Source organism: Gordonia sp. CNJ-863 (genome assembly GCF_001942325.1).
In the GTDB taxonomy this organism is placed as follows: domain Bacteria; phylum Actinomycetota; class Actinomycetes; order Mycobacteriales; family Mycobacteriaceae; genus Gordonia; species Gordonia alkanivorans.
The window spans coordinates 285192-309795 of sequence record NZ_MKKG01000022.1; the positions used below are offsets into that span (position 1 = coordinate 285192).

Annotated in this window: 25 protein-coding genes and 1 pseudogene; 12 read left to right on the forward strand and 14 right to left on the reverse strand. The window is 69.2% G+C overall.

Annotated elements, in window-relative coordinates; translation table 11 throughout:
* Positions 1–2: 2 nt before the first annotated feature.
* On the reverse strand, positions 3–1016 hold the full coding sequence (gene zapE, locus BJF87_RS13175; protein ID WP_006357296.1) for a cell division protein ZapE: 1014 nt from the start codon (positions 1014–1016) through the stop codon (positions 3–5).
* Between the two features lie 35 nt (positions 1017–1051).
* On the opposite strand from zapE, the gene BJF87_RS13180 reads away from it, so the two are divergent.
* The 4 genes from BJF87_RS13180 (at position 1052) to msrB (ending at position 5306) form a co-directional block, all read left to right on the forward strand.
* Positions 1052–1867, forward strand: coding sequence for a dihydrofolate reductase family protein (locus BJF87_RS13180; protein ID WP_006357295.1), 816 nt, complete (start codon positions 1052–1054; stop codon positions 1865–1867).
* Positions 1868–1921: 54 nt separating this feature from the next.
* Positions 1922–3490 (forward strand): alpha/beta hydrolase, encoded by a 1569-nt coding sequence (locus BJF87_RS13185; protein WP_232283137.1) that lies wholly within the window; start codon positions 1922–1924, stop codon positions 3488–3490.
* Positions 3491–3560: 70 nt separating this feature from the next.
* Positions 3561–4829, forward strand: a complete 1269-nt coding sequence (locus BJF87_RS13190) for a glycosyltransferase family 87 protein (protein WP_006357293.1) — start codon at positions 3561–3563, stop codon at positions 4827–4829.
* A 51-nt stretch (positions 4830–4880) separates the two neighbouring features.
* On the forward strand, positions 4881–5306 hold the full coding sequence (gene msrB, locus BJF87_RS13195; protein ID WP_006357292.1) for a peptide-methionine (R)-S-oxide reductase MsrB: 426 nt from the start codon (positions 4881–4883) through the stop codon (positions 5304–5306).
* A gap of 202 nt (positions 5307–5508) precedes the next feature.
* Here the strand turns inward: msrB and BJF87_RS26725 are convergent, their stop codons facing one another.
* From BJF87_RS26725 to hemE, 5 genes are all read right to left on the reverse strand, one after another.
* A complete protein-coding gene (locus BJF87_RS26725) occupies positions 5509–5661 on the reverse strand; it encodes a hypothetical protein (protein ID WP_230461800.1) in 153 nt (50 codons plus the stop codon).
* A 240-nt stretch (positions 5662–5901) separates the two neighbouring features.
* Positions 5902–6183 (reverse strand): hypothetical protein, encoded by a 282-nt coding sequence (locus tag BJF87_RS13205; RefSeq protein ID WP_006357291.1) that lies wholly within the window; start codon positions 6181–6183, stop codon positions 5902–5904.
* A 185-nt stretch (positions 6184–6368) separates the two neighbouring features.
* Positions 6369–7064: a hydrogen peroxide-dependent heme synthase gene (hemQ, locus tag BJF87_RS13210; RefSeq protein WP_006357290.1), complete on the reverse strand. Its 696-nt coding sequence runs from the start codon at positions 7062–7064 to the stop codon at positions 6369–6371.
* Positions 7065–7102: 38 nt separating this feature from the next.
* A complete protein-coding gene (locus tag BJF87_RS13215; RefSeq protein WP_006357289.1) occupies positions 7103–8512 on the reverse strand; it encodes an FAD-dependent oxidoreductase in 1410 nt (469 codons plus the stop codon).
* Positions 8512–9573 carry a uroporphyrinogen decarboxylase gene (hemE, locus tag BJF87_RS13220; protein WP_075863293.1) on the reverse strand — a complete coding sequence of 354 codons (1062 nt, stop codon included), beginning with the start codon at positions 9571–9573 and terminating at the stop codon, positions 8512–8514. Before hemE ends, BJF87_RS13215 begins: the two co-directional genes overlap by 1 nt.
* A 143-nt stretch (positions 9574–9716) precedes the next feature.
* Here hemE and BJF87_RS13225 point away from each other — a divergent pair.
* From BJF87_RS13225 to BJF87_RS13235, 3 genes and pseudogenes are all read left to right on the forward strand, one after another.
* Positions 9717–10351, forward strand: a pseudogene (locus tag BJF87_RS13225) (DUF3000 domain-containing protein).
* 5 nt (positions 10352–10356) lie between these two features.
* Positions 10357–11643, forward strand: a complete 1287-nt coding sequence (locus BJF87_RS13230; protein ID WP_006357286.1) for a ribonuclease D — start codon at positions 10357–10359, stop codon at positions 11641–11643.
* A gap of 80 nt (positions 11644–11723) precedes the next feature.
* On the forward strand, positions 11724–12152 hold the full coding sequence (locus BJF87_RS13235) for an SRPBCC family protein (RefSeq protein WP_006357285.1): 429 nt from the start codon (positions 11724–11726) through the stop codon (positions 12150–12152).
* Positions 12153–12199: 47 nt separating this feature from the next.
* On the opposite strand, the gene dxs is transcribed toward BJF87_RS13235, so the two are convergent.
* From dxs to BJF87_RS13250, 3 genes are all read right to left on the reverse strand, one after another.
* A complete protein-coding gene (dxs, locus tag BJF87_RS13240; protein ID WP_006357284.1) occupies positions 12200–14158 on the reverse strand; it encodes a 1-deoxy-D-xylulose-5-phosphate synthase in 1959 nt (652 codons plus the stop codon).
* A 145-nt stretch (positions 14159–14303) separates the two neighbouring features.
* Positions 14304–15596: a class I SAM-dependent RNA methyltransferase gene (locus tag BJF87_RS13245; RefSeq protein WP_006357283.1), complete on the reverse strand. Its 1293-nt coding sequence runs from the start codon at positions 15594–15596 to the stop codon at positions 14304–14306.
* A complete protein-coding gene (locus BJF87_RS13250; RefSeq protein WP_006357282.1) occupies positions 15593–17608 on the reverse strand; it encodes an APC family permease in 2016 nt (671 codons plus the stop codon). Before BJF87_RS13250 ends, BJF87_RS13245 begins: the two co-directional genes overlap by 4 nt.
* A gap of 78 nt (positions 17609–17686) precedes the next feature.
* Between BJF87_RS13250 and BJF87_RS13255 the strand changes: the two genes are divergently transcribed.
* Positions 17687–18352 carry a TrkA family potassium uptake protein gene (locus BJF87_RS13255; protein WP_006357281.1) on the forward strand — a complete coding sequence of 222 codons (666 nt, stop codon included), beginning with the start codon at positions 17687–17689 and terminating at the stop codon, positions 18350–18352.
* A 43-nt stretch (positions 18353–18395) separates the two neighbouring features.
* On the forward strand, positions 18396–19058 hold the full coding sequence (locus tag BJF87_RS13260) for a TrkA family potassium uptake protein (protein WP_035754141.1): 663 nt from the start codon (positions 18396–18398) through the stop codon (positions 19056–19058).
* Positions 19059–19061: 3 nt separating this feature from the next.
* Here the strand turns inward: BJF87_RS13260 and BJF87_RS13265 are convergent, their stop codons facing one another.
* Both BJF87_RS13265 and BJF87_RS13270 read right to left on the reverse strand, forming a co-directional pair.
* Positions 19062–19742: a DUF3159 domain-containing protein gene (locus BJF87_RS13265; RefSeq protein ID WP_006357279.1), complete on the reverse strand. Its 681-nt coding sequence runs from the start codon at positions 19740–19742 to the stop codon at positions 19062–19064.
* Positions 19739–20116 carry an OB-fold nucleic acid binding domain-containing protein gene (locus tag BJF87_RS13270; protein ID WP_006357278.1) on the reverse strand — a complete coding sequence of 126 codons (378 nt, stop codon included), beginning with the start codon at positions 20114–20116 and terminating at the stop codon, positions 19739–19741. The genes BJF87_RS13265 and BJF87_RS13270 overlap by 4 nt, the downstream gene beginning before the upstream one ends.
* A gap of 186 nt (positions 20117–20302) precedes the next feature.
* Here BJF87_RS13270 and BJF87_RS13275 point away from each other — a divergent pair, with 186 nt between their 5' ends.
* Complete coding sequence (locus BJF87_RS13275; protein ID WP_231380942.1) at positions 20303–21136, forward strand: alpha/beta hydrolase; 834 nt, start codon at positions 20303–20305, stop codon at positions 21134–21136.
* On the opposite strand, the gene BJF87_RS13280 is transcribed toward BJF87_RS13275, so the two are convergent.
* Positions 21051–21917, reverse strand: coding sequence for a DUF3710 domain-containing protein (locus BJF87_RS13280; RefSeq protein ID WP_006357276.1), 867 nt, complete (start codon positions 21915–21917; stop codon positions 21051–21053). The genes BJF87_RS13275 and BJF87_RS13280 overlap by 86 nt on opposite strands.
* A 76-nt stretch (positions 21918–21993) precedes the next feature.
* The gene (gene dut / locus BJF87_RS13285) at positions 21994–22464 is read right to left on the reverse strand and encodes a dUTP diphosphatase (protein WP_006357275.1); all 471 of its coding nucleotides are present in this window, start codon (positions 22462–22464) and stop codon (positions 21994–21996) included.
* Positions 22465–22487: 23 nt separating this feature from the next.
* Between dut and BJF87_RS13290 the strand changes: the two genes are divergently transcribed.
* Positions 22488–23042: a DUF3093 domain-containing protein gene (locus BJF87_RS13290; protein WP_006357274.1), complete on the forward strand. Its 555-nt coding sequence runs from the start codon at positions 22488–22490 to the stop codon at positions 23040–23042.
* A gap of 120 nt (positions 23043–23162) precedes the next feature.
* Here the strand turns inward: BJF87_RS13290 and BJF87_RS13295 are convergent, their stop codons facing one another.
* Positions 23163–23462: a DUF4193 domain-containing protein gene (locus tag BJF87_RS13295; protein ID WP_005197286.1), complete on the reverse strand. Its 300-nt coding sequence runs from the start codon at positions 23460–23462 to the stop codon at positions 23163–23165.
* 444 nt (positions 23463–23906) lie between these two features.
* Here BJF87_RS13295 and cei point away from each other — a divergent pair, with 444 nt between their 5' ends.
* A complete protein-coding gene (gene cei, locus BJF87_RS13300) occupies positions 23907–24599 on the forward strand; it encodes an envelope integrity protein Cei (RefSeq protein WP_035754138.1) in 693 nt (230 codons plus the stop codon).
* The last annotated feature ends 5 nt before the right edge of the window (positions 24600–24604 follow it).

Sequence of the window (24604 nt, forward strand, 5' to 3'; positions counted from 1 at the left end):
TCTCAGGCAGCAGATTCGGCGAACCGCGACAGGGCCAGCAGGCGCGACGTCGCGCGCAGATACTTCTTGCGGTAACCACCGGCGAGCATCTCGTCGGTGAAGATCTCGTCGAGCTTGGCGCCGGACACCGTCACCGGGATGTGCGCGTCGTAGAGGCGGTCGGCGAGCACCACGAGCCGCAGGGCCACCGACTGGTCCTTCGCAGGGTGGACACCGTTGATGCAGACCAGCGAGACGCCGTCGACGAGGTCCTTGTACTTGGACGGATGCAGCGTGCTCAGGTGATCGCACAGTGCATCGAATTCGTCGAGGGTCGCGCCCTCGGTGGAGTCGGCGATGTCGGCCAGCTCGGACTCCGTGCGTGGGTCCGGGGCCGGCGGCAGGTCGCGGTGACGATAGTCGGGGCCGTCGACGCGGATGGTCTCGAACACCGCCGAGAGCTTGCGGATCTCGCGCAGGAAGTCCTGCGCTGCGAAGCGGCCCTCGCCGAGCTGGCCGGGCAGGGTGTTCGAGGTGGCGACCACCGACACACCCTTGGCGGTGAGCTCGGTGAGCAGTCGGGACACCAGCATCGTGTCACCGGGATCGTCGAGTTCGAACTCGTCGATGCAGAGCACCGTGTGCTTCGACAGCCGTTCCACCGCGTTCACGAAGCCGAGCGCACCCACCACGTGGGTGACCTCGACGAAGGTCGCGAACGACTTCGGCTCGGGCATGGAGTGGTAGATCGAGGCGAGGAGGTGGGTCTTGCCGACGCCGAACCCGCCGTCGAGGTACAGCCCGATGCCCTGCGCGGGGGCCTTGCGCGAGAAGAGCCCCTTCTTCCCCGAGCGCGCCTTCGACGCCCGCGCGACGAAGTCGCGCGCTTTCGCGACCGCCTGGGCCTGCGAGGGCTCCTTCGGATCGGGAATGTAGGAGTCGAAACTCACCTCGTCGAAGGTCGACGGAGGCACCATCTCGTCGATGAGTGCGTCCGGCGAGGTCGCAGGGTTGCGATCGCAAAGTCGGGCCGCCATGTGTGGAGAGTAGCCATCCGCGGAATGATGGATGCATGTTCCACCTGCAGAAAGCGACCCAGGTCACATCCGCGGAGTCCGATCAGACGGGGAACGACATTCTGCTCCGGCTGGCCGAGCACTACCGCTATCCACCACGGCCGTCGGAGGGGCCCGGCGCCGCGGCCCCCTTCGTGCGGGCCAACATGGTGGCCTCGATCGACGGCGCCGCCACCCACGACGGGAAGTCGGGCGGCCTCGGCGGCGACGGAGACAAGACCGTCTTCCGGGTCTTGCGCGGACTCGCCGACGTCATCCTCGTCGGCGCCGGGACGGCGACCACCGAGGGATACCGCCAACCGCAACCCGACGAGGCGTTCGCGGACCTCCGGGAGGAGAACGGACAGACACCCGCGCCCGCGCTCGCCCTGGTGTCGCGGTCGCTCTCGATCCCGCCGGATTACCCGCCGCTGAGTCACCCCGACACCGTCGTACTCACCTGCGCGTCGGCCCCCGCGGATCGTCGCGCCGCGCTCGTCGACGCCGGTGCCACCCTGATCGACTGCGGCGAGGACGACGTCGAGACGTCGACACTGATCGAGACGTGCGGGAAGCGGGGCCGGCCGCGGGTGCTCTGCGAGGGCGGCCCGAGCCTGCTCGGTTCGATCATCGCCGACGACCTGCTCGACGAACTGTGCCTGACGACCAGCCCCCATCTGGCCGGCGGGCGCGCGGGACGCATCGTCACCCGCACCGGGGACGGGGAGGACACCGCCACCCTCAAGGGGATGTCACCGGCCGCGATCATCACCGACGACGACGGTTACGTCTTCACGCGCTGGCTGCGTCACGGCCGGTCGTCCATCCACTGACCGAACGGATCACTGCACGACCGTCGCCCGGCGTCGTTGACTACGCTCGCGGACATGCGAAGAGCGCACGCCGTCACGGCAGTCCTGGGTGTGATCGTCGCGATCCTCGTGTCGTCGTGCGCCGTGGGCCCCGACCGGGGCCCCGAACTCATCCCCGGTGGCGGCGGCGGTCAGGGTCCCGCACCCTCGTCGTCCGCACCGCCCCCGGCGCCGGCGCTCGCCGTACCGAAGTCCGACCTCGAGTGGTCGGACTGTGCGGCAGGGACGGCCGGACGCTACGGGGTCGCCCGTCCGGCCGGGGTGACCATCGAATGCGCGGAGTTCGACTCCCCTGTCGACCGGAACAAGCCCGACGGTGAGGTCGTGCGGATCGCGGCGACCCGGGCCCGCACCGCGGCGACGCCCGCCGACGCGCCGCCGCTCGTCCTCACCTCGGGATCGGATCTCCCGTCGTCGCGGACGCTGATGGTGATGTCGTCCGGTCCGGGCCGGGCCTTCGTCGACGCCCACCCCGTGGTGGCCGTCGACCATCGCGGCATCCCCCAGAGCGAGGACCTCGACTGCATGACCCGGCTCGAGCGGAGCACGATCGCCGACAACGGGCTCACCACGCGCGGGACCACCACCCAGGCACGCATCTCGCGGCTCGCCGCGGCCGCGTCGTCGGCCTCGGACGGCTGTACCGAGACACTGACGCCCTACCAACTCAACTTCGGCGCACAGTTCGCCGCAGCCGACCTCGAGACACTCCGGCAGCGGTGGGGCGTCGAGCACCTGGGTCTCATCGGCGTCGGTGAGGGCTCCGACGTCGTCCTCGCGTACTCCTCCCTCTACGGCGGCCGCGCGGGACGCATCATCCTCGACACCCCGACGCCCTTCGGCGCGAACGCCCGCGATCGCGCGCTCCTGCGCGCCCAGGGTGTGCAGACCGCGCTGCAGGGATTCGCGCAGCGATGCTCGACGCTGGACGGTTGCACGCTCGGCACCAACGGAGTGCGGGTGATGACCGGTCTGCTCACCAAGGCGCGCGCCGGACGCCTGGACGGACTGTCGGACACCACCGCTCTCAACGCCATCACCACCACGCTCGCCGTCGCCTCGGATCGCCCCGAGGCACTGCTCGACCTGTCCCGAGCCATCACCGCCGCCGACCGCGGCGACACCGGTGAGCTGGTCCGGCTGGCCGACCGGGCCGCAGCCCTACGGACGACCGACGGCGCCCTGGTCTCGCGCTGCAACGACGTCACCGGCCCGGTGGGTCAGAACGAGATCCCCGGCCTCGTCGAGGCCTGGACCAAGCAGAGTCCGCTGACCGGCTCCGACAGCGCGCTGTCGCTGGTCCGCTGCAACGGCTGGGCGTCGGGCACCGCCGTCCGTCCCCCGTCGTCACTGCCCGCCGACCCGCTGGTCCTCAACGGCACCCGGGACCCCATCAACGGCGGTAGCGGCGCGGGCACGCTCGTGCCGCTGTTCATGAACGCCGGAGCCGAACCGGTGACCGTCAGCTGGGACGGACTGGGCTTCTCGGTGCTGGGCCGAAGCGCCTGCGCGGCACAGGTCGCCGCCGAGTACGTGAAGAAGGCACCGCTCGAAGGACCGACCCAGCGGGGTTGCCCCGCCTGACCACCCGTGACCGGCACCGGCCCGGAGGGTTCTGCGGAAGGTCCCGACCCGCTCGTAGTACGGTGCGCGGGTGGCCAATCTCGACAGGTATCTGTATCCCCAGATGAGCGCGCAACGGATCATCCCGATGATCCTGTGGCCGATCAGCCTGCTCATGGTGGTGCACCGGTCGGTGTTCCTCGGCGTCAACGGCGACCGCACCGACGATTTCAAGCCGGTGTACGCGGCGGCCTACAACTTTCTGAACAACCTGCCCGTCTACGGCGAGAACTACGCCACGGTCGACCCGCACTACCTGTACCCGCCGTCGGGCACCCTGCTGATGGCGCCGGTGGCGATCATCGACTACGAACGTGCCCGCTGGGCGTTCATCGCGGTCAGCGTGGTGGCACTGCTGATCTCCGCCTACCTGTTGACCCGGATGTTCGGGTACGCCCTGAACTCCTGGGTGATGCCGACGGTCCTGTTCGTGTTCTTCTTCACCGAAACCGTCTCGCACACCCTGATCTTCACGAACTTCAACTCGTTCGTCCTTCTCGGCATGATCGCATTCCTCATGCTGATGCGCTCACGGCACGACTGGTGGGCCGGTGTCCCGATGGGCCTGACGATCGCGGTGAAACCGATTCTGGCTCCACTGATGCTTCTCCCCCTGCTCAACCGGCAGTGGCGGGTGTTCGTCTTCGCCGTCGTGGTCCCCCTCGTGCTGACCGCGGTCGCCTGGCCGCTCTCGGTCGACGCCGACGCATTCATCAGCCGGACTGTTCCCTACCTCGGCGAGGCCCGCGACTACTACAACAGCTCGATCGCCGGCAACGGCGCCTACTTCGGGGTCTCGCCGTGGCTGGTGCTGCTGTTGCGCGCCGCCTTCGTGGTGATGGCCGCGTTCTCCCTGTGGTTCCTCTACCGTTACTACCGCAAGACCAACGAGCTGCTGTGGCTCGCGACATCGTCGGGCGTGCTGCTGGGCACCGCGTTCCTGGTGGGTTCGCTCGGCCAGGGCTACTACTCGATGCTGCTGTTCCCGCTGCTGATGACGGTGTTGCTTCCGGGGTCGGCGATGCGGAACTGGCCTGCCTGGCTCGGCGTGTACGGCTGCATGACGTTCGACAGCTTCTACTCGCAGCGGTGGACGGCCTTCGGCTGGATGGTCGAGTACAACAAGGTGACCTGGGGATGGTCGCTGCTCATGATCGCGGTGTTCTGCTCGCTGCTGTTCCGCTGGCTCGACATGCGATCCGACGGCGTCGCCGGTGAGGACGTGGTGATGCGGTCGGAGACCGACGCTCCCCCGGCACCGACGGCGAAGTCCGACGACTCGCTGTCGCTCTCGAAGTAGCGCCGCCGCGCGCCGCGCTACCGAGGTGCATGCCGCGCTAACGTGGAACCCATGACCGACAGCATGCCCGAGACCGAGAACCTCGCGACACTCACCGACGAGGAGTGGAAGCAGCGCCTGACCCCGGCCGAGTACCGTGTCCTGCGCCAGGCCGGCACCGAAGCACCCTTCACCGGTGAGTACACCGACACCAAGACGGTCGGCGTCTACCGCTGCCGGGCGTGCGACACGGAGTTGTTCCGCAGCGAGCAGAAATTCGAATCCCACTGCGGCTGGCCGTCGTTCTTCTCACCCCTCGCCGGCGACAAGATCATCGAGGTCGAGGACAACTCGCTCGGCATGAAGCGGGTCGAGGTGCTCTGCGCGAACTGCAAGAGTCACCTGGGGCATGTGTTCGCCGGCGAGGGCTACGACACCCCCACCGACCTGCGCTACTGCATCAACTCGATCAGCCTGAAACTCGAGCCGGCCGAGTAGCGCTGTAGCACAGCAGGTCGGACGAAGCAGGACTAGCCGTTCTGCTCCTTCTCCTTCTGCTCCTTTTCCTTCGCCTCCCGCTCTTCCTTTTCCTTGGCCTCCCGCTCTTCCTTCTCCTTCTGCGCCTTCTCTTCCTTCTCCTTGTCCGGGTCCTTCTCCTCGGGCTGCGGGATGTCGATCTGGTGGTCGTCGACCGGCTCCTCTACGGGCGGAGCCGCGACAGGCGAGATCCGGTCCAGCGGCGTGTGTTCGAACGAGCCAGGATCGGATCGTTCGCGGTCGCGACGCCGCCGGCCAGTGCAGCCGAGAACATCAGTGCTGCGATGATGCGGACCGCGGGGACGAGATGGGTCATGGGGGTTCCTTCACGTCGGGTAGAACGGTGCTGTGTCCCTCGTGAGACGAAGCTCACACTCCCGTCATAACAGAACTTATGGCGTTTTGTCCGTTTTTCACCCTTTGCGGCGACCTGGGTCGGTCGACCAAGTCACTTGTGCCACAGCCATATTCAAGAAGAATCGGGAAACTCCACCCAGAAAAAGGGGGCACCCGCGGTGTCCGCGGGTGCCCCCTTCAACGGTAGGCAACTGGGCCATCACACCGCGGGCGACCGCTCGGGTTCGGTCGACTCCTCGACAATGGGCCAAGCCGGCTCCACCAGCACATGCTCGAACGACGCCGGATCGGATGCCGGGTCGTTGCCGCCGCCCGGGTCGCCGGGTACATGCGAGATGACTTCAGGCGCGCAGGGAGCGTGCTGACCGTTGGCGAGATTCATCTTGCACGGTTCGGCATTCGCGGTTGCGACGCCACCGGCGAGCGCCGCCGAGAACATCAGGCCGGCGACAACCCGGGCCGCGGGAGCGATTCGGACCATGTGCTTCCTCCAGATCGAGAGCAATTCGTTACCTCTTCTTGAGGCTCCATTCACCTTTCGCTCACCGTGATCTGATCCGCAGGAGTTTTGTCCGCTTTTCATCTAACCGGGCGACACAGGTCACTCCCCACAAAAAGCAGGGGCACCCGCGGTGATCGCGGGTGCCCCTGCTGGAGGTCTCTCGGTCAGGGCAGGGCGTCGATGAGCGCCGAGACCTCGACGCGCGGCCCGGTGAAGAACGGCGTCTCCTCCCGAACATGCATACGGGCCTCGGTGGCGCGCAGGTCACGCATCAGATCGACGATGCGATGCAGTTCCGGTGCCTCGAAGGCCAGCAGCCACTCGTAGTCGCCGAGGGCGAACGACGACACCGTGTTGGCGCGGACGTCCTTGTACTCGCGGGCGGCCTTGCCGTGGTCGGCGAGCATCTTGCGACGCTCCTCGTCGGGCAGCAGGTACCACTCGTAGGATCGCACGAACGGGTACACGCAGATGTAGTTGCCCGCTTCCTCACCGGCGAGGAAGGCCGGGATGTGGCTCTTGTTGAACTCCGCGGGACGGTGCAGCGCCACGTTGCTCCACACCGGGTTGCAGGCACGGCCGAGGACGGTCTCGCGCCGGAACTTCGCGTAGGCGGCCTGGATGGACTCGACGCCGGCGGCATGCCACCAGATCATGAAGTCGGCGTCGGCGCGGAGACCCGACACGTCGTACACGCCGCGGACCACGACGCCGGTGTCCTCGAGGGACTTGAAGAAGTCGGCGGCATCCGACTTGGCCTGGTCCCGGTCGGTGCCGAGCTCGCCGGGGCGAACGGCGAACACCGAGAACATCAGGTAGCGGATCGTGGAATTGAGTTCTGCATAATCCAAGCGGGCCATGACTGACATGGTGCCACCGTGTCCGGCGGGACGAACAGTCAGGTCAGGTCGGTCAGCAGAGCCGACACGGCGCGTCCGGCCTGGCCGATGCAGGCCGGGACACCGACCCCCGCATACGACGACCCGGCGAGCGCGAGCCGACGCGGACGGGACGCGGCGACCTGCGCCATCGTGGCCAGGTGTCCGGGACCGTAGACGGGCAGGCCGTTGGTCCAACGCTGCACGTAGGTGTCGACGACGTTCGGCGATGCGGGTGCCACGCCGGCGGCCCGGCACACCTCGTCGAGATCCTCGAGGGCCTCGGTCCGCAGCCGGTCGTCGACACCGGGTTCTTCGTCGACGCTCGGTACCGGGGCGCCGAACCGGCCGAACGACGCCCGCACCGACACCGGCGCGTCGTCGTGCGACAGGTGTCCCCACTTCTGTGAGCTGAGCGTGAACGCCTTGGCGCGCAGACTCTCCCCGGTCCCGACGAGAACGCCGGAGTGATCGGGTACCGGCGTCCCGGGGGCCAGCGCGATCGACACCACGACCGACGACGCACCCCGGACCGCACGTAGCGGGGCGGCGAAGTCGGGTAACGAACCGCGCAGGAGATGCCCGGCCTGCCACGCGGGGATCGCGAGGATGACACCGTCGTAGTCCCGGATGTCCTCGCGGGCACCGCCGGCGACATCGAGCGTCCAACCGGTGGCGGTCGGCTCCAGGCCGCGGACGTACGAGCAGAGTTCGGGTTCGACGGCCGCGGCGGACCGGAGCGCGTCGAGCAGGACCCGGTAGCCACCCACAAGAGTGCCGAACACGGGACCCGAACCGGTGGCGTCGGCGACGAGGCCGGAAACGGCCGCGGTCAGGTTGGGCGCACCGCCGTCGAGACGCGCCACGAGGGCCGGGAGCGCCTCACGCAGACCGATGTCGGCGGCGAGGCTCGAGTAGACGCCGCCCAGCATGGGATCGACGCTGCGGGCGACCACGGACGGACCGAAACGGTCGGCGACGAGGTCCCCGACCGTCGGGTCCGCGGACGCGTCCCAACGCCAGAGACGATGCGGCTCGGTGCGGAGGAGTTCCAGGTCGGCGGGGTCGGCGAGATCGGCGACCGCCTCGGGGGTCGCGGGGATTCCCATGAGCGCCGGGGCCGGCAGTGGGTGCAGGCGGCCGCCGGACCACACCGACGGACGCCGGCCGGTCGGTGACACGACCCGGTCCCCCAGACCGAGTTCGTGGACCAGGCCGAGCGCTTCGGGTCGTCGGACGATGAACGCCTCGGCCCCGACGTCGACCGACTGGCCACCGACCGTCGTGGTGTGCAGGATGCCGCCGAGCCGCTCGCTCGCCTCGAGGACGTCGATCTGCGCGTCGGCGCCGAGTTCGCGACGCAGCCGGTACGCCGCCGTCAGGCCGGAGACACCTCCGCCGACGACCGCGATCCGGCGCCGGGCAGCCATCAGAGGCTGTGGATCAGTTCGACGACGCGGGTGAGGACGTCCGGGTCGGTGCCCGGCAGCACGCCGTGGCCGAGGTTGAAGATGTGGCCGATCGCGCCGGCCGCGAGCGCCCGGTCACCGTCGGCGACCACACGACGCACCTCGCTGTCGACAACCTCCGGTCCCGCGAAGAGCATCGTCGGGTCGAGGTTGCCCTGGACGGCCTTGCCGGGGCCCACGCGACGGACGGCCTCGTCGAGCGGCACCCGCCAGTCGACGCCGATGACGTCGGCCCCGACATGGGCCATGGGCGTGAGCAGTTCACCCGTCCCGACACCGAAGTGGATGCGCGGAACGCCGTATCCGGCGACCTCGGCGAGGACGCGGGCGCTGTGCGGTGCCACGAAACGCTGGTAGTCGGCTGCCGACAGCATGCCCGCCCAGGAGTCGAAGAGCTGGATGGCGTCGACGCCGGCCTCGAGCTGGACCTGCAGGAAGACGATGGTGATGTCGGCGAGGCGGGCCATCAGCTCGGCCCAGGTCTCCGGGTCGCCGTGCATCATCGCCTTGGTGCGCTCGTAGTTGCGGCTCGGTCCGCCCTCGATGAGGTACGACGCGAGGGTGAACGGTGCACCCGCGAAACCGATCAGCGCGGTGTCGCCGAGTTCGGCGAGCAACAGTTCGATGGCGCGGGAGATCGCGCCGACCGAGGCGGGTTCCAGGCGCGGGATGCGGGAGACGGCGTCCGCCGACCGCACAGGTTCGGCGATCACCGGACCGGTGCCCGCGACGATGTCGAGGTCGATGCCCGCGGCCTTGAGCGGGACGACGATGTCGGAGAACAGGATCGCGGCGTCGACGTCATGACGACGCACCGGCTGCATGGTGATCTCGCAGACCAGCTCGGCGTCGAAGCAGGATTCGAGCATGCCGTGGTTCGCGCGGATGGCGCGGTACTCGGGCAGCGATCGGCCCGCCTGCCGCATGAACCACACCGGACGGCGTGACGGGGTCCCACCCGTGGCCGCGGCGACGAGCGGCAGGTGCGACCGATGGACCCGGGTACCAGTTACGTTCGACATCACCGCTTACTCTGCCATGTTCGGCGATCTGACCCGCCCCGGGTCGCCTCGCGCCACCCTTCCCGGTCCGCGTCCCCATTTCTGGGGCCGGTGACTCGGCGCGCCTCCGCCGCTGCCAGGCACGACACACCTACGGTCGAACGGTGACTTCCTCGGGAGCTCCGGACGAGCCTGCTGATTTCCGCGCGGCGGTGGAGTCGCTGCATGCTGCCCGCGTCCGCCGTGAGATCGAGGTCGGCCCCATCCGCCCGCCGCAACGGCTGGCGCCGTACAGCTATGCGGTCGGCGCCGAGGTGCGCCCGCCGGACGACCCCGACGTCGTCCCCACCGATTCTCAGGGCACCGCCTTCGGACGGCTGATCCTGTTGTACGACCCGGCCGGCCAGGACGCCTGGAACGGGACGATCCGCCTCGTCGCGTACCTGCAGGCAGAGGTCGAGGCCGCCCTGGCGATGGACCCGCTGCTGCCCGAGGTCGCCTGGAGCTGGCTGTCCGACGCCCTCGGCGTGCCGGTCGGCGAGAGCAGCACCCCCGCCTCCCCCAACGGCACCGCACACCGCATCGAGGTGACCGCCCTCGGCGGCACCGTGACGTCGACGACGTCGGTGCGCTACGGCGACATCGCCGGACCGCCGCGCGCCCACCAGCTCGAGGTCCGGGCGTCGTGGACCGCGCTGACCGCCGAGGGTCTCAACGGGCACCTCGAGGCGTTCTGCGAGGTTCTGTCGTCGCTGCCGGCCTCCCGCCGACGGGCGTGACCCAACTCGGCGCGACGTGAGCACTGTGGACACACCACCCGAGAACCGAGCAGCCGAGAACAACCCCCCAGGGGACGAAGCCCCCGAGGTCGAGCCGTTGCTCGCCCCCGCCGGCGGTGTCCCGCCGGTGCTCTCGACCGCGGCGGAGTTCGCCGACGCCGCGCGAGCACTCGCCGCGGGCGAGGGACCCATCGCCGTCGACACCGAACGCGCCTCCGGTTACCGCTACTCCCAGCGCGCCTACCTGATCCAGATCAAACGACGCGGCTCGGGCAGCTTCCTGCTCGACCCGATCGCCGATCCCGAGGCACTCGCCCCGGTGATCGACGCGCTACGCGGGCCCGAGTGGGTGCTGCACGCCGCCGATCAGGATCTCCCCTGCCTACGCGAGCTCGGCTTCGAATGCGTCGAGCTGTACGACACCGAGCTCGCCGGGCGCCTGCTCGGCCTCGCCAAGGTGAACCTCGCCGCGATGGTCGCCCAGTTCCTCGGGCTCGGCCTGCTCAAGGGTCACGGCGCGGCGGACTGGTCACGACGACCGCTCCCCGACGACTGGCTGAACTACGCCGCCCTCGACGTCGAGGTGCTCGTCGAACTCCGGGACGCGATGGACGCGGCACTGGCCGAGTCCGGCAAGGACGGCTGGGCCCGCGAGGAGTTCGCCTACGTGCTGTCCCGCCCGCCGGCCCCCCCGCGCACCGACCGCTGGCGCAAGACCTCCAACATCCACACCGTGAAGTCGGCTCGTGCACTCGCGGCGGTCCGCGAATTGTGGACGGCGCGCGAAGAATTGGCGGAGCGCCGGGACGTCGCTCCGGGTCGCGTCCTGCCCGACACCGCGATCGTCAACGCCGCGACCGTCGACCCGAAATCGAACAGCGAACTGACCCGCCTGCCGGTCTTCGGTGGCCCTCGCCAGCGTCGCCAGGCCGGGATCTGGCTCAGCGCCCTGCAACGGGCCCGCGAACTCCCCGACAGCGAGTTGCCGGCCCGCAAGACCACCGGCCCCGGGCTTCCCCCGGTGAGCCGCTGGGAACAGCGCAACCCGGAGGCCGCGGCGCGGATGCAGAAGGTCCGCCCGGCGCTCAAAGAGGTCGCCGAGCACCACACCCTCCCGGTGGAGAACATCCTCGCCCCGGACGTCGTCCGCCAGCTGTGCTGGGACGGACTGGCCGAGCCCGTCACCACCGAGGCGATGGACGCACACCTCACCGCCGCCGGAGCTCGTCCGTGGCAGCGGCAGCTCAGCGTGGACGCGTTGACCGAGGCGTTGCGCGAGGCCGGGACGACCGAGACCACATCGTCGGAGTAGCCCCGCTCCGAGTTGGGTAAGAGACCCTCCGACAGGCACGACCTCGCAACAGGCACGACCTCACGGAATGGGAGCACTCAGTGGCCACAGTCTCCGTCGGCATCGACTCTGACCTCGACCCGGGCGCAGCCTGGGCACTCGCCGGCAACCTCTCGCGCTTCGACGAGTGGATGACCATCTTCGGCGGGTGGAAGTCCCCGGTCCCCGACTCGATCACCGAGGGGACGAAGGTCTCGTCGCTGATCAAGGTGAAGGGGTTCCGCAACGTCATCCACTGGACCGTCATCCAGTACGACGAACCACGGTTGATCGCACTGTCCGGCACGGGCCGCGGCGGGATCGACATCGACCTCGCGATGAAGGTCGACGAGATCGTCGACGGCTCGCACTTCGACCTGTCCGCCGACGTGTCCGGCGGTCTGCTCAACGGACCCGTCGGGCGTCTCGTCGCCAGGGTGCTGGAATCCGATGTGCACAAGTCGATCTCGAATCTGGCCACCCTGCGCTGAGATCGATGGTCACAGGTCGCGCCGACCTCCGGCGCCGACCTGAGGCATCAGTCCTCGGCGCGACTCTGTGCGGGATCCGCGGGGCTCTCGATCTGGCGCTCCAGCGCCGGACCGGCCTGCATGCCCGACACCGTCGCGGTGATCGAGCGCGCGAGATCCTGGGCGGTCAGACCGAGGTCGCCGAGGATCTCCCCGCGCGAGGCATGTTCGATGAACGCCTGCGGGATTCCCTTGATCTGCACCGGAACAGTCACCTCGGCCGCCGAGAGTGCTCCCGCGACAGCCGATCCCACTCCGCCGCTGACGCAGCCGTCCTCGAGGGTGACGACCAGGCGGTGACGACGGGCGACTTCGACCACCGAGGTCGGCACGGGCAGCACCCAGCGCGGGTCGATGACCGTGGCCTCGATGCCCTGCTGCCCGAGACGTTCGGCGGTGTCGACGGCGAGGCTGCAGAAGGCACCGACCGCCACGATGAGCACGTCACCGGAGGCCGGGCCGAGATCGCGATCGCTGCGGTGAAGCACGTCGACCCCGTCGTCGAGACGTTCGACCGCGCGGATGTCTTCGGGGACAGCACCTTTGGAGAAGCGGAGGGCGGTCGGGCCGTCGTCGGTGCCGAGCGCCTCGTCGAACTCCTCGCGCAGCCGGACCGCGTCCCGAGGCGCGGCGACCCGCAGACCGGGGACCATCGCCATGAGCGAGAGATCCCACATGCCGTGGTGGCTCGGGCCGTCGGGCCCCGTGATGCCCGACCGGTCGAGGACGAGGGTGACCGGCTGCTTCAGCAGCGCGACGTCCATCAGGAGCTGGTCGAAGGCGCGGTTGAGGAAGGTCGAGTAGATGGCGACGACCGGATGCAGGCCGCCGAGAGCCAGGCCGGCCGCCGAGGTCATCGCATGCTGTTCGGCGATACCGACGTCGAACATGCGGTCCGGGTAGCGCTCGCCGAACGGCGTCAGGCCGGTGGGGCCGGGCATGGCCGCGGTGATCGCTACGACGTCGGGGCGGTTGGCGCCGGCGTCGAGCAGCGCGGCCGAGAAGACCTTGGTCCAGTCCTGCGGTGCCACGCTGGTGGGTCGCCCGGTGACGGGGTCGATGATGCCGGTGGCGTGCATCTGGTCGGCGACGTGGTTCTCGGCGTGGGCGTAGCCCATACCCTTGCGGGTGACGGTGTGCACGATGACCGGTCCGCCGAAGTCGTGGGCGTGCCGCAGTGCCGACTCGACGGCGTTGATGTCGTGTCCGTCGACGGGGCCGACGTACTTGAGACCGAGGTCGGTGAACATCGCCTGGGGTGCGAGCAGGTCCTTGAGACCGCTCTTCATGCCGTGGAGGACCGCGTAGGCGGGTTCGCCGACCACGGGCATCTGCTTGACGACGCGGCGGCTCTCGTCGAGGAACTTCTCGTAGCCGGGTTGCAGGCGCAAACCCGACAGGTGGCTCGCGAGACCGCCGATGGTCGGGGCGTAGGACCGGCCGTTGTCGTTGACGACGATCACCACGGGACGGTTGCAGGCGGCGATGTTGTTGATCGCCTCCCAGCACATGCCGCCGGTGAGCGCGCCGTCGCCGACCACCGCGACCACGGTGCGGTCGTTCTGTCCGGTCAGCTCGAAGGACTTGGCCAGGCCGTCGGCGTAGGACAGCGCGGCCGAGGCGTGGGAGGACTCGACCCAGTCGTGCTCGGATTCGGCGCGCTCCTGGTAGCCGGTCAGACCGCCGCGCTGGCGCAGATGATCGAAGCCGTCTTTGCGGCCGGTCACGATCTTGTGGACGTAGCACTGGTGGCCGGTGTCGAAGAGGATCGGATCGTGCGGCGAGTCGAAGACCCGGTGGATTCCGAGGGTCAGTTCGACCACGCCGAGATTGGGGCCGAGATGACCGCCGGTCGCCGCCACCTTCTCGATCAAGAACGTCCGGATCTCGGAGGCGAGAGTCTCCATCTCCGCTTCCGACAGTGACCGCAGATCGGCCGGCGAGCTGATCCGGTCGAGCACACCCATCGTTTCCTCCATCACGTGATGCCCCCGGGAACCCCGGTTCGCGATTCCGGGAGAAACCCCCCGGCTCATAACCCGTCAGTCTACGGAAGCATTCGGCACGACCCCGCCCCTCGGATGGTCGACGACCTCACTCGGCGGGTGGAGCTCAGACCGGAACCAGGCACGCGATGGCCTCGACATGGTGCGTGAGCGGGAACGCGTCGAAGCCGCGCACCTGCGCGACGCGATATCCGGCACGGGCGAAGAGACCGAGATCACGTGCGAAGCGGGCGGCATCACAGCCGACGTGCGCCACCACGGCCGGTTCGGCGGCCGCGATCGCCTCGACGACCCGCTCGCCGGCGCCGGTGCGCGGCGGGTCGAGGACGACGACGTCGGGCGCCGCCCCGAGGTCGTGGACCCGGGCCGCCACCTCACCCTGATGGGTGACCACGCGATCGCCGTCGGCGTCGAAGGTCCGGGCCGCGGCCGCCAGTGCGCCCGCGTCGGAGTCGACGATGTGGACCTCCTCGAGGCCCGTTCGGTGGTGGTCGAGCAACGCGCCGGCGAAGACCCCGGCGCCGCCGTAGAGGTCCCATGCGACCCGCGGGCCGGTGCCGAGATGGTCTCGAACAAAGCCGACGACGGTGTCGGCGTAGGTCTGCGGCGCGGCGCGGTGCGCCTGCCAGAACCCGGTCACCGGGATGTCCCACGACCGGTCACCGACGCGATGCACCGCGGACTCGGCGCCCTCGACGACCACCTGTGCGCGGGGTCGGGAGCGGCGGCGACGGTTTTGCTGTGCGCGGCGTCGGGCGTCACCGTGCCGGACCTCGGCGACGGGTGCGAGTTCGGTGATGTGGCGGGTGCCGTCGGCGTCGAGGACCACGGCCAGTTCGGCGTGCGGGGTGAACCGGCGGCCGGCGAGGTCGTCGACCATTCCCGGCGCCGGCTGCACGCAGACGTCGTGGATCACCGCGGAACCGCGGAACGCGTGCTGTCCGGCGCGACCCCGTCCGTCGACGGCCAGCCGTGTCCTGATGCGCCAGCCGGTGTCGGTTCCCGGCAACCGGTCGACCCCCCGCGTCGCGAGGTCGGTGCCGGCGATCGTCGCCTCGTCGAGGTGGCCGATCCGGCTCAGGACGTCGAGCAGCACGGCCTGTTTCAGGTCGCGCGCGTGCCCCGGCTCGATGTGCCCGAGATCGCAGCATCCCGCTCCCCCGGCCGCCGCCGGGCACACCACCGGAACCCGATGAGGGGACTCGTCGAGGATCTCGACGGCCTCGGCACGCCAGTACGAGTCGTGGCGGTCGTCGGTGATCTCGGCGACCACGCGTTCGCCCGGAATCGCGCCGCGCACGAACAGGACCCGACCGTCGGCACGTCCGACCGCCTCCCCACCGTTCGCGGGACGATCGACGGTGACCTCGACGCGCCGCGTCGGTGCCGGGGGTGTCACAGTGTGCGCTCCGATTCGCCCAGGGCGCGGCGGGTCTCACCCGGCGCCCAGTACCTCTTGGTCTCCTTGCGGCGGTCCGACGACGTGAGCTGCCAGGGCACCGAGGTCACCATCACCCCGGGTTCGAACAGCAGGCGTCCCTTGAGCCGCAGCGCGGATTGATTGTGCAGGATCTGCTCCCACCAGTGTCCGACGACGTATTCGGGTATGAACACGGTCACCACGTCGCGCGGGGACTCACGGCGGATGCGTCGCACGTAATCGATGACCGGCCGGGTGATCTCGCGGTACGGGGAGGCGATGACCTTCAGCGGGACCGTGATGTCGCTGGCCTCCCACTCGGAGACGAGTTTACGGGTGTCCCGGTCGTCGACGTTCACTGTGATCGCCTCCAGGACGTCCGGTCTCGTCGCCCGGGCGTAGCGCATGGCCCTCTTGGAGGCCATGTGCAGACTCGACACGAGAACGATCGAATGCGTCCGGCTGGGCAGCACGCCCTCGTCGTCGGTCTCGGCCCGGTCGAGCTCGCGCTGAACCGACGCGTAATGGTGGTGGATCAGCTTCATCAGCACGAAGATCGAGACCATGGCGAGCACCGCGATCCAGGCACCGGCGGTGAACTTCGTGATCAGCACCACCACCAGGACCGTGGCCGTCATCACCAGGCCGACCGAGTTCACCACCCGCGACTGCATCATCCGCCGCCGGGCACTGGGGTCGGTCTCGGTGCGCAGCAGTCGTGTCCAGTGCCGCACCATGCCGGTCTGACTCAACGTGAACGAGACGAACACGCCGACGATGTAGAGCTGGATCAGCGCGGTCACCTGCGCCCCGAACGCGACCACGAAGACTATCGCCGCGGCCGCCAGGAACAGGATGCCGTTGCTGAACGCGAGGCGGTCGCCACGGGTGTGCAACTGTCGCGGCAGGTATCGATCCTGCGCCAGGACCGAACCGAGCACCGGGAAACCGTTGAACGCCGTGTTCGCGGCCAGCAACAGGATCAGCGCGGTGGCCACCGCGACGAAGAAGAAACCGGCCGGGAACGAGTCGAAGACCGCGTGAGCCAGCTGCGCGATCATCGCCTTCTGCTGGTAGCCCTCGGGGGCACCGACGAGGTCCTTCGACGGGTCCATCACGTACTTCGCGCCGATCTCCTGGGCGAGCATGACGATGCCCAGCAGCAGGGTGATCGAGAATGCGCCGAGCATGAGGAGGGTGGTCGCGGCGTTGCGGGACTTGGGTTTCCGGAACGCGGGGACACCGTTGCTGATGGCCTCGACCCCTGTCAGCGCGGCACATCCGGAGGAGAACGAGCGCGCGACGAGGAAGACCAGCGCCAGTCCGGTGAGGTTGTCCTGTTCGGCGACGATACCGAAGTCGGCCGTCTCCGAACGGATCTCCTCGCCGAGGACGAAGATCTCGGTGAACCCCCAGACGAGCATGCCCAGCACGCCGACGATGAAGGCGTAGGTCGGGATGGCCAGGAACGCACCGGATTCCTTGATGCCGCGGAGGTTCACCGCCGCCAGGATCAGGATCGCGCCGACGCAGAACCAGACCTTGTGCTCGTTGACGAACGGCACGGCCGAACCGATGTTCTCCGCCGCCGACGTCACCGACACCGCAACCGTCAGCACGTAGTCGACGAGGAGAGCGCTGCCGACCGTCAGGCCGGCGTTGGGGCCCAGGTTGACGGTGGCGACCTCGTAATCGCCACCACCCGACGGATATGCGTGCACGTTCTGCCGATAGCTGGCGACCACGACCGCGAGGACCACCGCGACGGCGACGGCGACCCAGGGGGTGAACGCGAGCGCGGTGATACCGGCCACCGACAGGACGAGGAAGATCTCCTGGGGCGCGTAGGCCACCGAGCTCATCGCGTCGGAGGCGAAAACCGGGAGGGCGATCCGTTTGGGGAGCAGAGTGTGACCCAGCTTGTCGCTGCGGAAGGGCCTGCCGAGCAGGAGGCGCTTCGTCGCGACGGACACCTTGGAGACGGTGGACACCAGGCAACCCTAGAGCGTCCGCGTCGTGGCGGGTAGGTTCGACTCGCGGCACGCAGGTCGCGTCAGGAGAGGAATGTCGTGCAGGTAGTCATCATGGGTTGCGGGCGCGTCGGATCGTCGCTCGCGATGGCGATGCAGAAACGCGGACACGACGTCGCGATCATCGACCGGGACCCGTCCTCGTTCGCCCGGCTGTCCACCGATTTCGCGGGCCGCACGATCACCGGCGTGGGCTTCGACCGGGACATCCTCGTCAAGTCCGGGATCGAGCACGCCGACGCCTTCGCCGCGGTGTCCTCCGGCGACAACTCCAACATCATCGCCGCCCGCGTGGCCCGGGAGACCTTCGACGTCGAGCGCGTCGTCGCCCGCATCTACGATGCCAAGCGTGCCGAGGTGTACGAGCGTCTGGGCATTCCGACCGTCGCGACCGTGCCGTGGACGACCGAACGTTTCGTCTCCGCGCTCGGCGAGACCGCGACGGCCGAGTGGCGTGACCCGTCCGGTTCCCTGGCCGTCGCCGAGATCGACGTCGACGAGTCGTGGATCGGGGTGTCGGTCGCCAAGTTCCAGGAGCAGACAGGCGCTCGCGTGGCCTTCCTCAACCGGGTCGGCCGGCCGATCCTGCCCGAGTCCAAAACCGTTCTCCAGCAGGACGACGTGGTCTACGGCGCCGTCCTGCTCGACCACCTGGCCGACGCGCGCAGCATCGCCGCGGGACCGTTCACCCAGGCCGAGTCCTGAACACCCCGGAACACCAGAGCCCCGAACACCGAGGAGTCATCCTGTGAAGGTCGCCATCGCCGGAGCCGGCGCGGTCGGGCGCTCGATCGCCCGCGAACTCCTGGTCAACTCGCACGACGTCACGCTGTTCGAGCGCAAGGCCGACCACATCGACCCGGACTCGGTGGCGGGCGCCAAGTGGATCCTCGCCGACGCCTGCGAACTCGCGAAACTCGAAGACGCGCAGTTGCAGACCTTCGACGTGATGATCGCCGCGACCGGCGACGACAAGGCCAATCTGGTCGTGAGCCTGCTGGCCAAGACCGAGTTCGCGATCAACCGCGTCGTCGCGCGGGTCAACGACCCGCGCAACGAGTGGCTCTTCGGTGAGGACTGGGGCGTCGACGTCGCCGTGTCGACCCCGCGCCTGCTGGCCTCCCTGGTCGAGGAGGCGGTATCGGTGGGTGACCTGGTCCGCCTCATGACCTTTCGCCAGGGACAGGCGAACCTCGTCGAACTCACCCTGCCGTCGAACACCCCGATGGCGGGCAAGCCGGTACGCAAGCTCGAACTCCCGCGCGACGTGGCTCTGGTCACGATCCTGCGGGGCGGGCGCGTCATCGTGCCGCAGAGCGACGACCCGATCGAGGGCGGCGACGAGCTGATCTTCATCGCCCCGTCGGAGGCCGAACCTGCCCTCTACGACGCCATGCAGATCACACGCTGACGATCACGCGCTGACGGTCTCTTCCTCGCGGACCGCGCGGCGGACGAGCAGGACCGTCGCGAGCACCGCGAGAGCCGTGAGCGGCCATCCCATCGCGATCCGGGTGAAGGCCAGCCATCCGGTGGCACCGAGGTCGTAGAGCTCGGACTGGGCGAGATACCGCGCCGCGAAGACCAGGGCCCACAGGGCGGTGGCGATGTCGTAGGCGCGCAACGTCCGACGATGCTTGCGCCAGGCGGTCCCCTGCCCGTTGACGAGGTGCCAGGCGACACCGATCAGCGGCCAGCGCACGACGATGGAGATCACGAACACGATCGCATAGGTGAGGGTGGTCCAGATCCCGAAGAGGAAGTATCCCTTGGCGTCCCCCACCCGGTTGGCGATGAAGACGCAGATCGCCACGCCGAGAAGGCCGGAGATCGCCGGGGAGAGCCCTTCGCGGCGGACGAGCCGCACTCCGAAGACGAGGGCCGCGGCGGTGAGCGCGGCGACGATGGCGGCCGTGAGGCCGAAGAACGAGTTGACGGGGACGAACACGACGACCGGGACGGTCGAGTAGATCAGGCCGGAGACGCCGCCGATCTGTTCCAGCACCGTGGGGGCCGGCTCGAGGCCCGGTTCCTGCTCGACGTCGTGGTCGGCGGACTCGTCGTCCGACCTGCCGGTGTCACTCGTGGGTGTCACTCGTCGTCGCTGCCCTGCAGCTCGTAGTAGGGGTTGTAGATCACCTTGTGGCCGTCCTGCAGGGCGAGTCGGCCCCGTACGGTCACCTTGCGGCCGGGTTCGATGCCGGCGATGCGATTGCGGCCCAGCCACTTCAGCATGACGGTGTCGGAGCCGTCGAAGAACTCCGCCTTCACGCCGGCCTTGGCCGTGCGTGAACAGGTCTCCACCGCGCGCAGCTCGCCGTGCATGGTGACCTCCTCGCCGCGGGTGCAGTCCGACGCGCGTTGTGCGCCCGTCGCCTTCGACTCCTCGGCGATTCGCTCCGCGTCGACGTCCCCGAGGTCTTCGGTGAGTCGGCGGGTCAGTCGCTTGAGATAACCAGCTGTGGGCATCCCAACCTCCCAATGGATTTCAACCGGCGCCAGGCTTCCGCCGTAGCGTCCGTGGCCACCGAACGAATGATCGGTGGCTGTCCGCCAGCGTAGACCCGGCACCCTCCGGTGACAACGTGGACGACTGGGGCGCACCCGCAGTCCCGGGACACCCTAAGGGATGATCTCTGGGTGCCTCGCATCCGGATGACAGTTGATGCCGTCGTGGACAGTCCGCAAACACGAAAACCCACCGCGCTGGTGGTGATTCCCGGGACCGGTTCCGATGCCGACAACGTCACACGTGCCTTCGGTCACGCCGCCGCGACGCTCGGGGTGGAGCTGGTGGCACTCGAGCCGACGTCGGCTCTCGTCGACGGACACCGTCGAGGCCTCGACCGCGCGGCGGCCGAGCACGACTGCGTTCTGGTCGGAGGAGTGTCGATCGGCGCCGCGATCGCCCTCGAATGGGCCCTCGCCGACCACGTCGGACGTTGTGCGGGCGTGTTCGCGGCCCTACCGGCCTGGAGCGGGGACGCCGACTCCGCGCTCGCCGCCGCGAGCGCACGGGCGACCGCCGACGCGATGGAACGAAACGGACTGGAGGCGACGGTCGCCGAGATGGCGGCGAGCAGTCCGGACTGGCTGGCCGAGGAGCTGTCCCGTTCCTGGCGCAGACTGCACCCCGAGGTCATCGGTCAGCTGCGTGACGCGGCGCGCTACTGCGCCCCGACACCCGCACGGATAGCCGGGCTCACCGTTCCGCTGGCACTCGTCGCGGCGCCCGACGACGCGATCCATCCGATCACCGTTGCCCGAGCCTGGGAGGACGCAGCACCGCGTTCGGCGCTGGTCGAGGTCACCCTCGAGGGGTGGGGCCGTGATCCCGCGCTGCTCGGTGCGAGTTGCCTCGATGCATACCTACGCGTCGAGCCGTCGGCCGGCCGCAGCGGGATCAGCGCCGACGGAAGAAGCGCTGCATCGCCGAGCCCGACGACGGCGGCAACGGAGCGTCGTCCTCGGGGTCCGGGTCGGCGGTGACCGACGGGTCGTCATGTCCACCCGACCCGCCCCCGGCCGGGGTCTCGGTGTAGGAGTTCTCGCCGTAGACGGTGGCGTGTGCGACCTGGTCCAGTGCTCCCCCGGCAACCCCGTCCGATTCGTCGGCGGCCGGGACCTCGGGGGCGGGCGCCTGGGCCTGCGACCCGGCCCCTGCCTCCGCCTCCGCCTCGGCGAAGATCTGCTGTTGCGCGGCGGCCACCTGGTCGGCGAGCACCGGCGGCAGCACGATCGGGAGGGGTTCGCGCGGCGGGTGCGGCTCGGAACCGCGACGCACGACGGTCTCGGCCAGCACGGCCCGGCTCAGGCGCGCGAGATCCTCGGCGCTCTCCGACGGACCGCTGCCGACACAGCGCACGAGCCACCGCGGGCCGTCGACGCCGATGAAGCGGTGCGTGCCGCCCTCGACCTCGGCCACGACCTCACGGCCCCAGTGGCCGTCCTCGATGCTGGTGGCCGCACCGCCGTCGCGCAGCGACTCGGCCAGTTCGCGGACCACCTCACGCCACATCCCCGGCGACTTGGGCGCCGCGAAGGCACTCACCGAGATCCGGCCGATCGGGGTGACCAGGTAGACGTTCTGGGGCTGGTGGGTCTCCGACATCTCGACGGTCACCTGCCCGCCCTCGACCACCGGCACGAGCACGGAGCCCAGGTCGAGATGGGAGTTCTCCAGCTCGCTCGTCTCCGTCGCGAGGGCGTCGATGTCGTAGGGGCCCAGTGCCTGTCCGACCCGCAGTTCGTCCGAACCGTTATTCGTCATCGCCTACTCCTCGTTGATCCGCATTCGTGTTGAAGATTAATCGACGCGGGGGCAGACGACGCCCGGCGTGTCGCGCTCAGCCCAGGACGGCGTGGCCGCCGCTGGACCCGTATCCGCCGTCGCCGCGGCTGGTGTCGTCGAGTTCGTCGACCTCCACGAAGTCGGGCAGCTCGACGCGCTGCACGATCAGCTGCGCGATCCGGTCACCGCGCGAGATGGTGATGGACTGCTCGGGGTCGAGATTGATCAGGCAGACCTTGATCTCCCCGCGATACCCCGCGTCGATCGTGCCGGGCGTGTTCACGATGGACAGGCCGGCGCGGGCGGCCAGCCCGGAGCGCGGATGGATCAGCCCGACGGTGCCGAACGGCAGCGCGATCGCGATCCCGGTGCCGACCAGCTGCCGGCGTCCCGCGGGCAGCTCCAGGTCGATCGTCGAGCACAGGTCCACGCCCGCATCCCCGGGATGAGCCCGGGTGGGCAACGGCAGATCGGGGTCGAGTCGACGGACCGCGATGGGCGGCAGAGGGGGGAGATCTGGGGTCACGCACGCAGACTACGCTGGTCAACGTGACCGCACCTCAATCGCCTGACAACACCGGCGGCACGTCGGAGAATCCGGCGACGCGCCGCGACTCCGGGTCCGCGGACCTGTTCGACGAGCGCCTGCACGTGCCGTGGTGGTGGTGGCTGGCCGCCGCCGTCGTGACCGGCGTGGTGGGCTACGAGATCCAGTTGTCCGCCCACGGCAGCAAGTGGAGCGTGATCGGCTATATCGTCACCGCCATCCTCGGTGTCCTGGTGCTGTGGTCGATGGGCCGCACCCGCGTCCGGGTGACCGCCGACCGCGAACTGCAGGCGCATCGTGCGCGTCTGCCGCGGGCCGTCGTCGCGCGCGGCGCCTCGATCCCGGCGACCGCCAAGAGCGCCGCCCTCGGCCGGCAGCTCGACCCCGCCGCCTACCTGGTGCACCGCTTCTGGGTGAAAACCATGGTCCTCATCGTCCTCGACGATCCCGACGACCCGACCCCGTACTGGCTGGTGTCCACCCGTCGCCCGGCCGAGCTGCTGGCAGCGCTCGACATCCCGGACGCCGCCGCGGATCGCCCGTCGACGACCGCCTGACGACACCGGGACGTCACACAGGACACGACGAAGGGGCCGCGCCTGATGGCGCGGCCCCTTCTTCGTCAGGCCCTGTCTGTCAGGGACTCGTCGTGCTCATCCGCGGGTGATCCGCGGAACTCACGCGCAGTCGACGCAGATCAGCGAGTTGCCGTTCTCCTCGGCCAACCGGCTACGGTGGTAGACGAGAAAGCAGCTGGTACAAGTGAATTCGTCGGCCTGCTTCGGGATGACCCGGACCGACAGTTCTTCACCGGAGAGATCGGCCCCGGGCAGTTCGAAGGACTCCGCGGTGTCGCTCTCGTCGACGTCGACCGCCGCGGACTGCGCCTCGCTCCGACGGGCCTTCAGCTCCTCGAGCGAGTCTTCGTTGAGGTCCTCGGCCTCGGTGCGTCGTGGCGCGTCGTAATCAGTAGCCATTGTGTGCCTTACTTGTTGCGAGTGTGAGGGGGCGCTCTCGGTTCCGGCTCGGCCGTCACCAGGGGTGTGCGCACGACTCCGCCGGGATTGTCTAGCCGGTGGGGTCACTACAACACCGGCTCGAGCGCAATTCGTTCCCGAGAATCCGGCGTATTGTGTGACTTCGGTCACGGTTCGATGTCGGCTGCACCCCGAGTCTGGAAGCGCGAGCGCCCGAAGAATAGACCACGTCCAGTCAATCGTCAATGCGGCACCGCGAATTTGTCCGAAATCGGGCGTTTGACGCAGGTCGGGCCCGTAGGTGAGGTCACGACACGGCACCGGCGGCGAGGCTCGCACCCGCGGCGCGATCGACCCTCTAGAGTGTTGCGGAGATCGCGCGGGGCGTCGTTCCCGGTGCAGTACACCCGCTCGTGAGTTTCCCCAGTGAGGAGTCGTTCCACGGTGGTCTCGAAGATTACGACCGGCTACCCGACCGACGAACAGGGCCGCCCGTACCCGCGCCGCCGGTATGCCCCGGCGATCATCACGGTGGTGGTCCTCATGGTCCTCGGCGTGATCGTCTGGGCGGTCGTGCTCGGCAGCGACGACAGCGAATCGGTTCCCACGGCTTGTAATCAGCCGTCCCCGGCAACCGCCACGGAGGCCGGCGCGCCGGAGCCGGCGGAGCCGCCGGCCCTCACCCCGGTCCCCCGCGACGAGATGCTGGAGGTCGCACCCGCCGCCCTGTCGACCTTCCAGGTCCGCGTCCTCAACGCCTCCGAGGAACGAGGCGCTGCCCGATCGGTGTCCGAGGACCTCGCGGCCCAGGGCTTCACGCCGGCCGTCGACACCCCGTTCGCCGACGATCCCGTCTACGTCAACCGGGATCTCAACTGCGTCGCGCAGATCCGGTTCGGTCCTGCGGGCCGCGCCTCCGCCGCGGCCGCCTGGCTGGCGTTCCCCTGCGCGCAGCTCGTCGACGACGGACGCCGGGGTACCGCGGTCGACGTCGCACTCGGTACCTACCACTCGGGTGGTGAGCTCTCCCAGGACGCGCAGGCGGCGCTCGAGGCACTGCGGTCGGCCGATCCCACCAACCCCGAGACCGGTGCCGATCCCGCCCTGGTGAAGGCGGTCCACTCGGCCCCGTGCTGAGTTCG